The organism is Lacrimispora sphenoides, assembly GCF_900105215.1.
In the GTDB taxonomy this organism is placed as follows: Bacteria; Bacillota; Clostridia; order Lachnospirales; family Lachnospiraceae; genus Lacrimispora; species Lacrimispora sphenoides_A.
Genome location: NZ_FOIP01000002.1, coordinates 741,997 through 755,570, shown reverse-complemented (window position 1 = coordinate 755,570; position 13,574 = coordinate 741,997). Strand labels below are relative to the sequence as shown.

15 protein-coding genes, 2 tRNA genes and 1 pseudogene are annotated in these 13,574 nt (G+C 39.3%); 7 read left to right on the top strand and 11 right to left on the bottom strand.

The features are described from left to right. Positions 1-52: 52 nt before the first annotated feature. Complete coding sequence (locus tag BMW45_RS20300) at positions 53-1,009, bottom strand: D-2-hydroxyacid dehydrogenase (RefSeq protein ID WP_092248246.1); 957 nt, start codon at positions 1,007-1,009, stop codon at positions 53-55. Positions 1,010-1,306: 297 nt separating this feature from the next. Between BMW45_RS20300 and BMW45_RS20295 the strand changes: the two genes are divergently transcribed. The 4 genes from BMW45_RS20295 to BMW45_RS20280 all read left to right on the top strand — a co-directional run bounded on the left by BMW45_RS20295 (position 1,307) and on the right by BMW45_RS20280 (position 4,359). Beyond that, on the top strand, positions 1,307-2,254 hold the full coding sequence (locus BMW45_RS20295; protein ID WP_092248243.1) for a 2-hydroxyacid dehydrogenase: 948 nt from the start codon (positions 1,307-1,309) through the stop codon (positions 2,252-2,254). Between the two features lie 91 nt (positions 2,255-2,345). Next, positions 2,346-2,418 (top strand) — tRNA-Ala (locus tag BMW45_RS20290). Between the two features lie 6 nt (positions 2,419-2,424). Next, positions 2,425-2,498 (top strand) — tRNA-Val (locus BMW45_RS20285). A 577-nt stretch (positions 2,499-3,075) separates the two neighbouring features. Then, the gene (locus BMW45_RS20280; protein ID WP_092248240.1) at positions 3,076-4,359 is read left to right on the top strand and encodes a LysM peptidoglycan-binding domain-containing protein; all 1,284 of its coding nucleotides are present in this window, start codon (positions 3,076-3,078) and stop codon (positions 4,357-4,359) included. Between the two features lie 136 nt (positions 4,360-4,495). Here the strand turns inward: BMW45_RS20280 and BMW45_RS28580 are convergent, their stop codons facing one another. The 4 genes from BMW45_RS28580 to BMW45_RS28780 form a co-directional block, all read right to left on the bottom strand. After that, positions 4,496-4,774 (bottom strand): YmaF family protein, encoded by a 279-nt coding sequence (locus BMW45_RS28580; protein ID WP_166433492.1) that lies wholly within the window; start codon positions 4,772-4,774, stop codon positions 4,496-4,498. After that, complete coding sequence (locus BMW45_RS28575) at positions 4,771-5,061, bottom strand: hypothetical protein (RefSeq protein ID WP_166433404.1); 291 nt, start codon at positions 5,059-5,061, stop codon at positions 4,771-4,773. The genes BMW45_RS28580 and BMW45_RS28575 overlap by 4 nt, the downstream gene beginning before the upstream one ends. Before the next feature lie 679 nt (positions 5,062-5,740). After that, complete coding sequence (locus tag BMW45_RS28010) at positions 5,741-5,992, bottom strand: hypothetical protein (RefSeq protein WP_166433432.1); 252 nt, start codon at positions 5,990-5,992, stop codon at positions 5,741-5,743. Positions 5,993-6,097: 105 nt separating this feature from the next. Beyond that, a complete protein-coding gene (locus tag BMW45_RS28780) occupies positions 6,098-6,574 on the bottom strand; it encodes a hypothetical protein (protein ID WP_278320802.1) in 477 nt (158 codons plus the stop codon). 100 nt (positions 6,575-6,674) lie between these two features. Here BMW45_RS28780 and BMW45_RS20260 point away from each other — a divergent pair, with 100 nt between their 5' ends. Beyond that, positions 6,675-6,977: a hypothetical protein gene (locus BMW45_RS20260; RefSeq protein WP_092248231.1), complete on the top strand. Its 303-nt coding sequence runs from the start codon at positions 6,675-6,677 to the stop codon at positions 6,975-6,977. Positions 6,978-7,359: 382 nt separating this feature from the next. On the opposite strand, the gene BMW45_RS28775 is transcribed toward BMW45_RS20260, so the two are convergent. From BMW45_RS28775 to BMW45_RS29020, 6 genes and pseudogenes are all read right to left on the bottom strand, one after another. Then, the gene (locus BMW45_RS28775) at positions 7,360-7,485 is read right to left on the bottom strand and encodes a hypothetical protein (RefSeq protein WP_278320801.1); all 126 of its coding nucleotides are present in this window, start codon (positions 7,483-7,485) and stop codon (positions 7,360-7,362) included. A gap of 205 nt (positions 7,486-7,690) precedes the next feature. Continuing rightward, entirely contained in the window at positions 7,691-7,933 is a 243-nt protein-coding gene (locus BMW45_RS20255) for a hypothetical protein (protein ID WP_092248228.1), read from the bottom strand. A gap of 134 nt (positions 7,934-8,067) precedes the next feature. Next, complete coding sequence (locus BMW45_RS20250; protein WP_092248225.1) at positions 8,068-8,289, bottom strand: hypothetical protein; 222 nt, start codon at positions 8,287-8,289, stop codon at positions 8,068-8,070. Between the two features lie 469 nt (positions 8,290-8,758). Further along, positions 8,759-9,349 carry a nitroreductase family protein gene (locus BMW45_RS20245; RefSeq protein WP_092251139.1) on the bottom strand — a complete coding sequence of 197 codons (591 nt, stop codon included), beginning with the start codon at positions 9,347-9,349 and terminating at the stop codon, positions 8,759-8,761. A gap of 106 nt (positions 9,350-9,455) precedes the next feature. Beyond that, a complete protein-coding gene (locus tag BMW45_RS20240) occupies positions 9,456-9,980 on the bottom strand; it encodes a GNAT family N-acetyltransferase (RefSeq protein ID WP_092248222.1) in 525 nt (174 codons plus the stop codon). A 491-nt stretch (positions 9,981-10,471) separates the two neighbouring features. Next, positions 10,472-10,585, bottom strand: a pseudogene (locus BMW45_RS29020) (rubredoxin-like domain-containing protein); the annotation flags it as partial. 356 nt (positions 10,586-10,941) lie between these two features. Here BMW45_RS29020 and BMW45_RS20230 point away from each other — a divergent pair. Next, positions 10,942-12,615 carry a S8 family peptidase gene (locus BMW45_RS20230; protein ID WP_207649118.1) on the top strand — a complete coding sequence of 558 codons (1,674 nt, stop codon included), beginning with the start codon at positions 10,942-10,944 and terminating at the stop codon, positions 12,613-12,615. Positions 12,616-13,144: 529 nt separating this feature from the next. Beyond that, positions 13,145-13,408, top strand: a complete 264-nt coding sequence (locus BMW45_RS20225; RefSeq protein WP_092248215.1) for a zinc ribbon domain-containing protein — start codon at positions 13,145-13,147, stop codon at positions 13,406-13,408. Positions 13,409-13,574: the final 166 nt, after the last annotated feature.

Below are 13,574 nucleotides of genomic sequence, written 5' to 3'. Positions count from 1 at the left end.
CGGTTAGTTTATCGGTCCACTGTTAAATAACTAACGCTGATTCAACAGAGCATCAGGAATTCACCACATTCACCGGTGTCTTTTCTAGAAAAGCACGCAGATTTTCGGTTGCTATGTTCATCAACCGCTCACGGCTCTCTTTCGGTGCCCAGCTGATATGTGGGGTGATCAGACAGTTTTTAGCATTCAGTAAGGGATTGGCGCCCCTGATCGGCTCGGAAGAAACCACGTCCAATCCTGCGGCATAGACCTTACCGGTATTTAATGCCTCCGTAAGGTCTTGCTCGACGATCAGGGGGCCGCGGCTGTTATTAATAAGGATAACTCCATCTTTCATTTTAGCAATGGTATCTTTATTAATGATGCCCTCCGTTTCCGGAAGCAATGGGCAGTGAAGAAAAATCACATCGGATGAAGCAAGCAGTTCATCCAGTTTTACATAGTCGGCAATGGCCCGTCCTGACTCTGATTCTTGACCGCCATAGGCCAAAACCCTCATATTCATAGCCTTGGCAATGGCACCAGTTGCCTGTCCGATTTTTCCAAAACCAATGATCCCCGCCGTCTTGCCTGACAACTCAATGAGAGGATAATCCCAGAAGCACCAGTCCGCATTATTTTCCCAGCGCCCCTCATACACTGCATTGCTGTGATGAGCCACATGATGGCAGATCTCAAGGAGCAGTGCAAATGCAAACTGTGCCACTGATGCCGTACCGTAAGCCGGGATGTTGGTAACCGTTACTCCCTTTTCCTTCGCTGCTTTCACGTCTACAACATTATATCCGGTTGCCAGGACCCCCACATAGCGAATGCCAGGACAGGCGTTCAGTACTTCAGCACTTATGGGAGTTTTGTTTACGATGACAGCCTCTGCATCACCGATCCGTTCTATAATGGTCTCTACAGGAGTCCTGTCATAAACAGTCAGTTCCCCTAGCGCCTCAAAGCCGCTCCAGCTTAAATCTCCCGGATTTTCCGTATACCCATCTAACACAACTATTTTCATGACAGTTCCTCCTTAATCTTCTAACAATGCAGCTTTTTTTCAAATACTAAGGGTAACAGCCGCTTCTTCATTCTTTTAGATTTTATCATCTTCTATCTCATTTTTCCACTTCTTATGAATAGGTGAATCTATTAGTTTTTCCTACAGTACTCTACGGCGAAAGGGGTTTTCCACATGGAGCCGGAAGTAGCAAAATAAATCCCATCTTTTTTAATCCTTCAATCAGTGCTATAATAGGAAATGCAGGGCCTTCTTACTGTGACCCTGTAATTTTATGCAATGATTGGAGTGATACCTATGAATATCGTATTATTAGAATCCCTGGGCATTCCGGACAGCCTTTTGAATGAATACGCAAAACCGCTGACGGAAGCCGGCCACTGCTTCACCTCTCATCCGAAGGATACGGACCCTGAAGTCCAGATCCAACGGGCAAAACTGGCAGATGTCATCATGATTGCCAACATGCCTCTTTCCGGGCAGGTAATATCTGCCTGTGAGAATTTAAAATTCATAGATGTTGCATTTACAGGGGTTGATCACGTAGACCTGGAAGCAGCAAAAACAAAAGGGATCAAAGTCAGCAATGCAGCCGGATACTCCACCGAGGCCGTTGCAGAGCTTACGATCTGCCTCATGCTCTCCCTGCTTCGCAATGTTCCCCAGGTGGAAACCCGGTGCAGAGAAGGGAAAACCAAAGATGGCCTGGTAGGCTGTGAAATCATGGGTAAAACCGTAGGGATCATAGGCGCCGGCGCTATCGGTACAAGAACTGCAGAACTCTGTTCCGCCTTTGGTTGTAAGGTTCTGGGATACAAACGGCACCTGACTGGAGACGAGCCTTCATTTATTGAATTCGTATCCCTTGACGAGTTATTATCCCGTTCTGACATTGTAAGCCTCCATTGTCCTTTAAACGATGAATCCCGCCATTTAATAAACCGGGACACCATTGCAAAAATGAAAAAGGGCGCATACTTAATCAATGCCGCAAGAGGGCCTGTAGTAGATTCTGAAGCCTTGGCTGAAGCGTTAAATAACGGTTACCTTTCCGGTGCTGGAATCGATGTCTTTGAAACTGAACCTCCCCTTGATCAGGATCATCCACTTCTTAAAAGCAAGAATACCATCGTTACCCCACACGTGGCATTTGCCTCAGTACAGTCCATGGATGCCAGGGCAAAAATTGTCTTTGACAACATCAAAAACTGGATGGAAGGCTGCCAGTCTAACATCATTCTTTAAAATTGAAGCCGAGTAAAAAATATGGTAATTTTTGTCTCATTTGTATAAAAAATACTTGTAATTCAGAATCTTCGTGCTATAATTTAGACATGGGGATATAGCTCAGCTGGGAGAGCGATGCGTTCGCAACGCATAGGTCACGAGTTCGAGTCTCGCTATCTCCATGTGACGGAAGTATAGCTCAGCTGGGATGAGCGTTCGCCTCACACGCGAAAGGTCATGGGTTCGAGCCCCATTACTTCCAGTATCATAAGAAATGCAAAAACACCGGAATCCCTTGTAAATACGAGGTTTCCCGGTGTTTTTGTTTTGTATAAAACGGCAAGCAAATGCCACAAAAATATGTGTTTTGCCATTAAATGCAACACGAAATGCAACACGAAATTATTAGAGTCCAGAAATATACTCTGGGAGTTTCAGCCGTTTAATATTAGCTAAGTTAATAAAATTTTCGATACATAAATCTCCTACATTATCTTCTCTTAAGATTTTACAGAGTACATTAAGATAAAATGTACGGATAATAAATGCTATGATGGTTTGTCAGCAAATCAGTTTAGATGCGAGGCTGTGATCGGCGGTATACTATATGGGTTTAAGCTGATCTTCTACGCATTGGAAAACAAATGGGTTATAATAGTTTAATGAAATATGGCGGGCCCGGAATACCGAATACCCGCCTATGTCTTTGACTTTCTATCGCAACTGCTTAAACCAGTTATTGCGTAAGATTATTGAGATACATTATTATCTACGCCATGATGTTATGAACATGTAAGATTAGCATATAATAGTATTAATAAGATCATTTGAGGGAATCCATGGTCATACACGTTGTCCAACCCGGTGATACCATAAAATCAATATCAGATTATTATAAAATCCCAGTAGACAGATTAATATTGGAAAACGGAATTACAAACCCTGGCAATTTAGCAATAGGCCAAACTATTGTGATTGTCCAACCGGAAACACTCTACACCGTCCAGGCCGGCGATACTTTGGAGAGTATTGCTGCGCAGCATGGTGTTACGTCAATGGAAATATTAAGAAATAATCCCTATCTTTCCGATAGAGAAATTTTGTACGTCGGCGAATCCATAGTTATAAGCTATCAAACGAATAAAACAAGAACTATTGCCACTAGCGGTTATATCTTTCCTTATATAGATATATCTGTTTTAAAGAAAACACTTCCTTTTTTATCTTATCTGACCATATATAATTATAGGGCTACAAGTGAAGGAGAAATTGTCTCCAGTGCTGACGACACTGAACTTATCCAGCTGGCTAAAACTTATGGTACTGCACCCATGATGTTTGTTTCCACTATGACGGGAGAGGGAATAATTAGCCGTGAAGTGGCCTTTGAAATTTTAAGTAATCCTTCACTGCAGGATCGCTTGATTGATAATGCTCTTCAAATACTGAAAACGAAAGGTTTTTATGGTATAAACATATATACGGAAGCCATCACCTATGGTAACATAAATATCTATGCAGAATTTTTGGAAAGGGCCGCTGCAATATTTCATTCAGACGGTTTCAGGGTAGTAATTACCATAACGCCTGCTACAAATATTAATACCCCTAACATTAGCTTTGAAAAAATCGACTATTCAAAATTATCTAAATTTGTAGATGGAATCATGTTTTCTTCTTATGATTGGGCAAGGACTTACAGCTATCCAAATGCAATTTTTCCGGTTAATATTTTAAGAGAGTTGTTAGATTACATGGTTAGTATAATGCCCCCTGAAAAAATTTTACTTGGAGTTACTGCTTTAGGATATGATTGGACACTTCCTTATGTTCCCGGCGCCACAGAAGCTACTGTAATATCATATGACAGTGCAGTACTAATTGCTGCGAATAATGGTATACCAATACAATTTAATGAAGCAGCACAGTCACCCTACTTCTACTATACGGATAGTGATGGGAATCTACATGTAGTGTGGACTAAAGATGCAAGAAGCTTTGATGCAAGGGCAAAACTGGTGGAAGAATATAATCTCCAGGGCTTATCTCTTTGGACCGTTATGAAATTTGATGCACAAATGTGGTTTGTTATTAATACTCAATACTACATCCAGAAGTTTTAAATGTCCATGTAGGCAAATTGCAAAATACTTTTTAAGGCGGGACCGGAATTTGGATACCCGCCATTTAATTTAAAACACTTACGTTTACAATTTATCTCTTAAACTCACCTTTATTAGATTTATTTGAATATAAATTTTAAGCTTCTTCACCGATAGGATCTTCAATCAAGGTGGCCACTCTAAAGTCATGAAAGTGACCATCGCTTACTTCTGTTACTGATTCCAGAAAATGAACATGTCTGCCCCCACCAACAGGAATTGCAAGCGATGTTTTGCCACGAAATTCATGAAAATGATTTTCATAAAAATCTGTTCTAAATTTCACTTCATGAAAGTGGTTCTTACCAGCAGGAATTGCTTCACCTGAAACCGTAGCAAAACGATGATTATGGGGATCTTCTTCGCGTTCTGCTATCTGTACGCTGCCTTGAACTTCATGAACGTGTGACTGCCGCTTATGATCTTTGTCGCAACGATCTTTGTCGCAACGATCTCTGTTACAACGATCTTTGTCGCAACGATCTTTGTCGCAACGATCTCTGTTACAACGATCTCTGTCGCAACGATCTCTGTCGCAACGATCTCTGTCGCAACGATCTCTGTCGCAATCATTATCGCAGTCGTTATCAAAATTACAGCCGCAGCCGAAATTACAACATCTATTAAACCCGCATCCAAAACATCTATTAAACCCGCATCCAAAATTACAGCCACAATGTCTATTAAAGCAACACATATATTATATACCCTCCTTAGCTAAGATTGTACTATAATGTATGAGCTAAATAGACAAGGTGTGTTTATAGCATTAAACTAAACCCTCTAATAGTCCCCACACTTCCACGCAATAAAAAAGCCATGGATCAGGGCTTGTAAAAGTATTAGAAGAATTAAAAGAAGAAGTATTAGAATCTATAGAAAGAAAATCAGATGATGAAAAAAGGGAAATACTGAGAAAAAAATTTGATATTGATTGGGACATTCCTAGATGTGGTGATCATAGACCATGTAAAAATTAGTATGCTCAAGTTTTCACTTACTGCAGCACAAGAGAGTTAGAGAAAGAATTAAATTTTTTCTTATTCTTAATCAACCTTTAAATTCTTTATTATACAATTGTATTTAAGGATTAGTAATCTTTCTATATAATAGTGCTTGAGGTTTCCCGGGTCATTTGCCGGGGGAATTCTTTTGTTTTATCGAGTAAAGGTTGAATTGTATCCAAGTTGAATTTTCCGCAGGCAGATTGCAAATGCTTTTAAAAGCGGGCCCGGAATACCGAAGCCCGCTCTTATCGTTAACTATCTTTCAAACTCGCCACATGTTTTCTTTCCGACTGCATTTTCTGCAGCCGTCTTTAAAGTTTTTCCAGTAGGCTTTTTTATTTCTTATTTTTACCAGTCACGTTCATGTTCGCATTCACATTCGCGTTCATGTTCGCATTCACATTCGCGTTCACGTTTGCATTCACATTCGCACTTGGGTTCGCATTCCCATTTGATTTTGCATTCGCATTCACATTTAGGTTCGCATTCGCATTTACGTTTCTTTTCGTATTCGCGTTTTGGCTTGCATTCACATTCGCGTTTTGGTTCGCACTTTTCAAAACTTTTACATCTACATTTAAAAGCATCACTACTCATATACTTTCACTCCTTTCATATCGTACTACACAATATTATATGGGACAAATAAGTGGGGTGTGAATTTTGAGAATGTGTAGAAAAAAGGCCCCAGTTCAGATCGCCGGAGCCCACTTTGTTGGAGTTATATATAACAATAATTGCCTTGTACAATTTATTGTATGCAGCAATTTAAAATAGTTACTTACGCTATCATCGTCTACTCTGCCAATCCCGGATACATACAAGGCACATTCCAACGGCTGCCCGGCTCTTGGTTCAAAGTAATAATCCTTCCCATCAATAACCTGCCAATTAGTGACTGCGTATCCGTCCTTGTTGAAATAATATTTATGGCCGTTGATGATCTGCCAGCAGGATTTATAGTACGTAGTCTTAGAAGCTGCGTACCACCAGCCATTCTTGTCCTTATTCCAACCAAACGTATATTCGACAGGAGCTTCCAGAGCCGCCTTAAAGCTGTCCAAGGTATGCCGTGTGTGATTGTAGACGTAAGGGTTCGGGCAAATCTTTCCTGTTACATAATGATGACGGATCACCCGGTCCGCAGGTACGTTATATTTCTCTATCAATGCCTTTATCAGCTCGATCGCTGCCTGTACCGTAACAAGAACAGAATATCACCAGTCCGTTGGTGGATAATCAATAAATCATAGAAATGAGGTTTTTAATATGAATAAAAAAGATACATTTATTCTTTCTCCAATTGGTATTGCTCCACCATGCATCTTTGAGATATTTATATTTCAGTGTTTTCGGTTTGCAGATTGGAGAAATGACTTAAGTCAAGAAATTCAATTTCGGATATTATGGGGCTCATTGGCTATTGTAATCTTTTTTGTTTTATATTATGTTTCCATTTTTATTTGGGTAAAAAAATACTATACAGAAGAAAACAAAACAAAACAACTTCTAAAAATCAGTTTATTTGCTATTCTAGGCTTTTTGTCATTTGCTATTAATTATTATTTGTAGTAAGTTACTTATAAAGCAACGCAAATGACTTAATCAGTATTATAAAAGATAATAGAGTGGTTCCTAGTAAGGCGGGCGTGGAAAGATGCCCGCCTTTTGCGTCATTTATTCTGTGATCATGAATATTGCAGTGCTCCATCCTATTTGAAAGGTAATGGTCCCTCCATTATCCCCAATGTCTACACCTGCAGCAACCAAGCCAAAGATCTGATCTATTGTTCACAAATGCTCCTTCCTGCCTCACGGGCATAAAAAAAGAGCCAGTAGACTCCGGTTAATTGCTTATTTGGTTTTATAAATAGTAATCGTGCGCTTACCCATTCCTTTGGTAAATAATAAAAGTACCAGCTAAATGTGGTTAGCTAATACTCTTATTGATATATCATGAATTCTTTTTAATGTATATTTTTAATGCTTTTATTACCAGATATAACACATATATACCCATTCCTATACCAGCAACGATTAAGAGTAAGACGATTAAATTCACAACACTTAAAATAGCCATCTATTCGTACCTCCTTATAAAGTAATTTAATAAAAGCAACAATATTATAATACCATAACGAAATCGTTTTTACTATATTTTTACTTTCTTAAAAGAAATCGGTAATTCGCCTGCTCATCTACTATATAGTAATTTTGATAACTTAGATTGATGTAACGGCTCCGATTGGTCGGACCTACGGTAATTAATAATCTTATTCTGCAGTTTAAGGTAATATAATTTTTATTAACCCTAAACCACCAAGTATTGATAATATTGAACCTAAATATCTAAATTTAATTATTGACTGTTCCAAGTAGATCGAATATATATTTGTATCCATGTTACCACCATTCATTTGCATAATGCCTGACATATTATAAGCACCCAGCTCAGTACTACCAATTAGTATTGCTATGCCGATTATGAATATTGCTCCAAATAGTGCCAATATCAAATTCTTATTCACCTTATGTTCCTCCAATAATTTTTTTCGTCTTACCAAACTCAATAATAAGAATTCGACAAATGTTTTCTGATGAAGCGAATTATGAATGATAAATCTCATTTATCGATCAACTATTCAACCTGGTTATTGACTTTCTAGTACAACGATACGCTATCACAGCCTTTATTTTTCACATCTGCTCCTCCGTAAAACCTTTTAAGTCCAAACATCGGAACCATTCTTACTTCAAAACAATATAGAATACCACTTTCATCACGTTTTCCACTTACTTGGTAAATTGTACTTACTGGTAAACCATTCTTACCTGAATTTAATTTATCCTTTTTTATATTTTTCTTTAGTTGTCTCTTATTCACCCTAGTCTCCTCGCTGCTCTTTGTTCAAGTCCCTAGATCAGTTAAATAATATCAATGAAACCTCCAAAATCTCCTAATATTGATACTACAATTATATATCACCTGTATGGACATTGCTATCCTTTTCATTAGATTTTCATTGTTTTCCACCTACCTCGTCTTCCGATCTTTGTATAATAATGACTGAAACCCTGTAATAACTTGCAATTTTATGTCGTATTTTCAGACATTAACAGTTAATCCACAATTATTTCCACAACATTGTGGATAAGTGTCATTTTCTATATAATAAGTTAATCAAGAAAACGCCCATCGTACAAATTCCGACAGGCGTTTTCAAAAAGGAGGCACAGTATGTACAAATCACTATGGATTATTATGTCGTAGTCATTTAGACCATTACACCTTTAAGATATAAATCTTCGACATGTCCTGTGACTATCTTCGATATCTTTTTATAAAATTATATTTACATTCTCCACTCGACTATATCTTCCATGCTTTTACGCGGCCGCGGCCTGGGGCATTCATCTAGATGTCCAAATGACATAGCTGCGACCAGGGTACCTTCTGTACCTAACCACCTGCTCAATTCCTCATAGGCAAAGTAAATATCGCAAATCCATAAACTTCCCAAACCTAATTCTGTAGCTGTAAGTGTCATGTTTTCCATGGCGGCACCTATGGATTGAGCATTGCAGATTTCATAGATTCTATCTTCCTCATTAAGGCTATCCGATAATTCAATACCCAGAGGATTGGTTACAAATACTGTTATCGGATCTTGTTTCATAATTTCCAGAGTATATTCAGCCGCCGCCAAATGTTGCCTGCTGTTAGGAAGCAGGGATACGCCTTCTCTCTCTCGTAATAGACCTTGTTTCATTGACAAAAGCATTTCATTTTTTGATTGACCGCTAACAACAGTAAATTTCCAGGGTTGTCTATTCTTTGACGACGGCGCAAGCCTTCCTGCATTTAAAATCTCTTCAACCATTTCTTTTGGTATTGCTGTTTCTTTAAACTTTCGAATGCTGCGCCTATTAGATATCGATTTTATCATTTAATTCTCCTAACTCAACTGAGAAATCCGCTTTACAGTGTATCATAAACTTTACTAACCATCAATTTTCAATTCTGCAGCCTTCGAATAACGTTCATAATGGCTATCTTAATTTTTTGCTGAAATATAGATTTAAGTCATCATCGTTGCAATAAGTTTTATGCGGTTCTGCTATTTTATCTTTATACCATACACCTTTTCCATCGGGTATGTAACCTCGCTTATGGTACATTCTTTGAGCGCTGCCATATCCGCTGTGTAAGCCTACACCAAGATAAACGGTATCCGAATATTCTGAAGCAATTTTTTCAGCAGCGTCCATAAGTTTAGAACCTATTCCATAGCAACGGTATTTTTCTAATACACCAAAATCAACAATTTCACAATATCCCATCTTTGCAAAAGAGCCCCATAAAGCATTGATATATACATTGATATATCCAGCAACGTTACCTTTATATTCCGCAACAAGTGCAATGGATTTACCAGCAGCATTATCCGCCAACCTCTTCAAATACTTCTCTTCATTTGCCTGCCACCCTTGTGCTATTTCTTCCTTACAAATAACTTTAGGGTCGGATTCAATCATTGTTCTTATTAGAACCTCTTCATCTAAGTAATAAACCATACCTGCTCCTCCCATTATAGAATTAATAAGTAATTCAAACTCTTGCTACAGTATAATTTTATCTAAAAAACCGCGAACTATCAATATATAGTTTAAAATTAGATAACATTAAACCAGGACTGTAAAAGTATTACATAGGCAACGACAGTGCCCCATCGTTTCCCGGTTCCCGCAAAAAAGCAAAAAACACCGGATTTCCTTGTAATTACAAGAATTCCCGGTGTTTTTTCATGAACATTAAAATATTTCTTGCCGAGGCACTTTTATCGCAATTAGTATTTACCCAATTTCATATGTCCTGCAAGTTCTGTTTTTGATCTTTGTTTAATTACCCATGCTTCATCCTTTGCCTGGGTGAAAGCGGATACACATTTAGGATCTAAATTATCCTCAATTCCTTCCTTGCTTAATGAGATGATTTTTTCTGCTAACGTGATGATTTCCATATGAATGGCATTGGTACGGTCAGAACGATATATTTTCTCCGCATCTTCTTCACTAAGCTCTTCGAATTTCTCAGCACCCATTTTACACTTTGGACATTTTTCCGGTGCAGCCTCTCCTTCATAAACATAGCCACATACTGTACATCTAAATAACTTCATAATAATATACCTCCTTAGTTAAAGATAATTTTAATACCTAATGAATATTATATTACCTGCTTTGCTATATTTGTCAATCTATTATAGATATTTTATCATTTTATTTTATAATTTCTGCTAATTCCTCTGCCAAACCGGTCCCCTTTTTCAGCCCCTTCCTTAGTATCTGCAAGGGTTCTGCTATTTATGGAATACTGGGATAATCCTGCCGCCGGCAATCGGCAGGATAGACAAGCACATTGTCAAAATCTTTATCAGATCCAGGATAAAACAAACCTCTATGCTGCTCATAATAGCACTCCTGCTGCATAATATAAAACAAATGCTCCTTTTGAATCAGACCTGGAGGCTGAAATTTGGAAAAAGTTCTGGACAATGACTACTATGACCTTATGATCAACAATGTTTCAATCCCCATGTATGATACCGGGGACAACATTACTACGCTGAATTTCAGGAACTCTTTAGTTCATATTCTTAAGACAAACTCAGATCCCTGCAACCTGGGCGTTTATCCTTATCACAACTTTCCGACTCTCTATGCGCCGACTTCCACTATCAGCATTGAAAAATCAGGAATCGGCACGGTTCAGAGAAATCCTTTTTTAGGCCTGTTTGGGCAGGGAATCATCGTTGGAGTCATAGATACCGGGATTGATTACCAGCATCAGGCCTTTCTATATAATGATGACACCACCAGAATCCTTTCCATCTGGGACCAATCCATACAGAACGGTCCTATTCCTGAGGGTTTCACATTTGGTACTGAATATAGAAAGGAAATTATCAATCTGGCCCTGAAATCAGATAACCCCTTATCCATTGTACCTTCCGTCGACACCAACGGCCATGGCACATCAATTGCCAGCGTAATCGCCGGCAAACCAAATGCCGAAGGTACCTTTTCCGGCATTGTTCCGGAATCCGAACTGGTGGTTGTAAAGCTGAAAGACGCAAAACAAAATCTAAAGGAAATCTTTTTTGTACCGAATGACACCGTGTGTTTTCAGGAATCCGATATAATACTTGGAATACGCTATTTAATTTCCTTTGCGCAAAGTGTAAGCCGTCCTGTGGTTATATGCATCGCCCTTGGCAGCAGCAGCGGCGGGCATGACGGCAGCGGCGCGCTCAGTAATTACCTAAACTACCTGGGAAGACTTCCCGGCATCGGCCTTTCTGTTTCAGCAGGGAATGAAGGAAATGATCGCAGGCATTACTTTAACAACACAAAAGAGCCGCCCTTTTACAATGACTTTGAATTACGCGTAGGAGAAAGGGATAAAATGTTTTCCATGGAAATATGGCCTTACGCTCTTGGACGGTTCGCCGTTGATATTTCCACGCCAAACCGGGAATCCACTCAGCTGATTTATCCCACCATTGGATCCTGCAGAATGTTTAACTTCATTTTTACCCCAAGTGTGCTCTGGGTGAATAATTTTATATTTGAAGAGGAAACCGGGGACCAGCTCATATTGCTGCGTTTTAGGGATGCCCTTCCCGGAGTCTGGAGCATCCGGATTCAAAGCATTGATAATGAGCCCATATCCTTTCACTCCTGGCTGCCTTCCGGAAATCTTCTTTCAAATGAAACCTTTTTTCTTAACCCGAATCCGGATACCACTATAACGTCTCCCGGCAATGGTCTCCATCAGCTGACGGTCACTGCCTATAACCAGTTTAATGACAGCATACTCTTAGAATCAAGCAGAGGCTATACAAGAAGCGGGCAGGTCAAACCAGATATCGCCGCCCCTGGCTACGAGCTTCCTTGTGCCCTCCCCAGGAATCAGTATGGATCCATTACCGGAACAGGGGCTGCAGCCGCACATACGGCCGGCGCCATTGCCATGATCCTGGAATGGGGCATTTCCAGAGGAAATTATACTTCCATGACCGGATACGATGTCAACCGACTGATTATAAGAGGGGGCCGGCGGGAAGGGGCTAATGTTTTTCCAAACAACATATGGGGATATGGCCAGTTGGATGTAAACAATCTGTTTCGCAGGCTTACCAATGTATAATCTGTCTGCCAGGGCCGGCATAAGTCAGCCTCTGTATTCCGGATCACGAAATAAACCATCGGGCAAGATCCGGCAGTTTGATACGCATAAGGGTGCCCCCTTCTTTGAAAACCATAGTTCAGGGACACCCTTTAAGATTCGGATTTTATGCGTCGCTCAATCCATTAAGGATATGTTATATTTAAACTTCCTGTAAAACTTCCATATAATAACAGCAGGCATACTAAAAAACAGATACAGAGTGGACAACCCACCTATGATTGCATAAACAACAATCAATAAAATAATAACGGCATTCATATATCACCCCTCCTTTTCTGTCTCCATTTTAGTGAAAATTACCAATAAAAGGAATAGGAAAATGATAATCTTAACACCATCTTAACAACTTGCCATCGGAACAAATCCCATAAAAGGAGTCGGGCATTGCCGTTGACAATCCACATGGCACTCCTTTATAATAAAGTCAGCTTGTATTGACAATATAAGCTGACGATTGATAAGTTACTCTACGAAAGGAATGATAAATATGGCGGAAGTGACAATGTGTCAAAGCTGTGGTTTACCTTTTAACAAAGAACACTCTCATTTCATTGCAACAGAGCCTGACGGAAGCAGAAGCATTTATTGCACGAATTGTTATAAAGACGGTAAATTTATTGAGCCTGATCTAACGATAGAAGAAATGACTGAGATGATTGTACCTGTCTTAGGGAGATCCATAGGCGAGGAAGAAGCAAGAAAAGAAATAACAGCTGTGCTGCCAATTCTTAAACGTTGGGAGAAATCATAAACTGACAAGGAAAGTGATCCCTGTTGGTTATCATTTTCCTAATAAGACTGCGCATCAAAAAACTGCTGATTTAGTCTACATTGACAGTCAGCAGTTTTTTCAATATCCCATCAATATTCCATGAGACCGATTGTCATAAATAATCTAGCTAACATTTTTTTCTTTC

What these genes read in the sequence shown, in the direction of transcription:
- BMW45_RS20300 (WP_092248246.1), bottom strand. Translation starts at nt 1,009, where the DNA reads ATGAAAATAGTTGTGTTAGATGGGTATACGGAAAATCCGGGAGATTTA.
- BMW45_RS20295 (WP_092248243.1), top strand. Translation starts at nt 1,307, where the DNA reads ATGAATATCGTATTATTAGAATCCCTGGGCATTCCGGACAGCCTTTTG.
- BMW45_RS20280 (WP_092248240.1), top strand. Translation starts at nt 3,076, where the DNA reads ATGGTCATACACGTTGTCCAACCCGGTGATACCATAAAATCAATATCA.
- BMW45_RS28010 (WP_166433432.1), bottom strand. Translation starts at nt 5,992, where the DNA reads ATGCTTTTAAATGTAGATGTAAAAGTTTTGAAAAGTGCGAACCAAAAC.
- BMW45_RS20260 (WP_092248231.1), top strand. Translation starts at nt 6,675, where the DNA reads ATGAATAAAAAAGATACATTTATTCTTTCTCCAATTGGTATTGCTCCA.
- BMW45_RS28775 (WP_278320801.1), bottom strand. Translation starts at nt 7,485, where the DNA reads ATGGCTATTTTAAGTGTTGTGAATTTAATCGTCTTACTCTTAATCGTT.
- BMW45_RS20240 (WP_092248222.1), bottom strand. Translation starts at nt 9,980, where the DNA reads ATGGTTTATTACTTAGATGAAGAGGTTCTAATAAGAACAATGATTGAA.
- BMW45_RS20225 (WP_092248215.1), top strand. Translation starts at nt 13,145, where the DNA reads ATGGCGGAAGTGACAATGTGTCAAAGCTGTGGTTTACCTTTTAACAAA.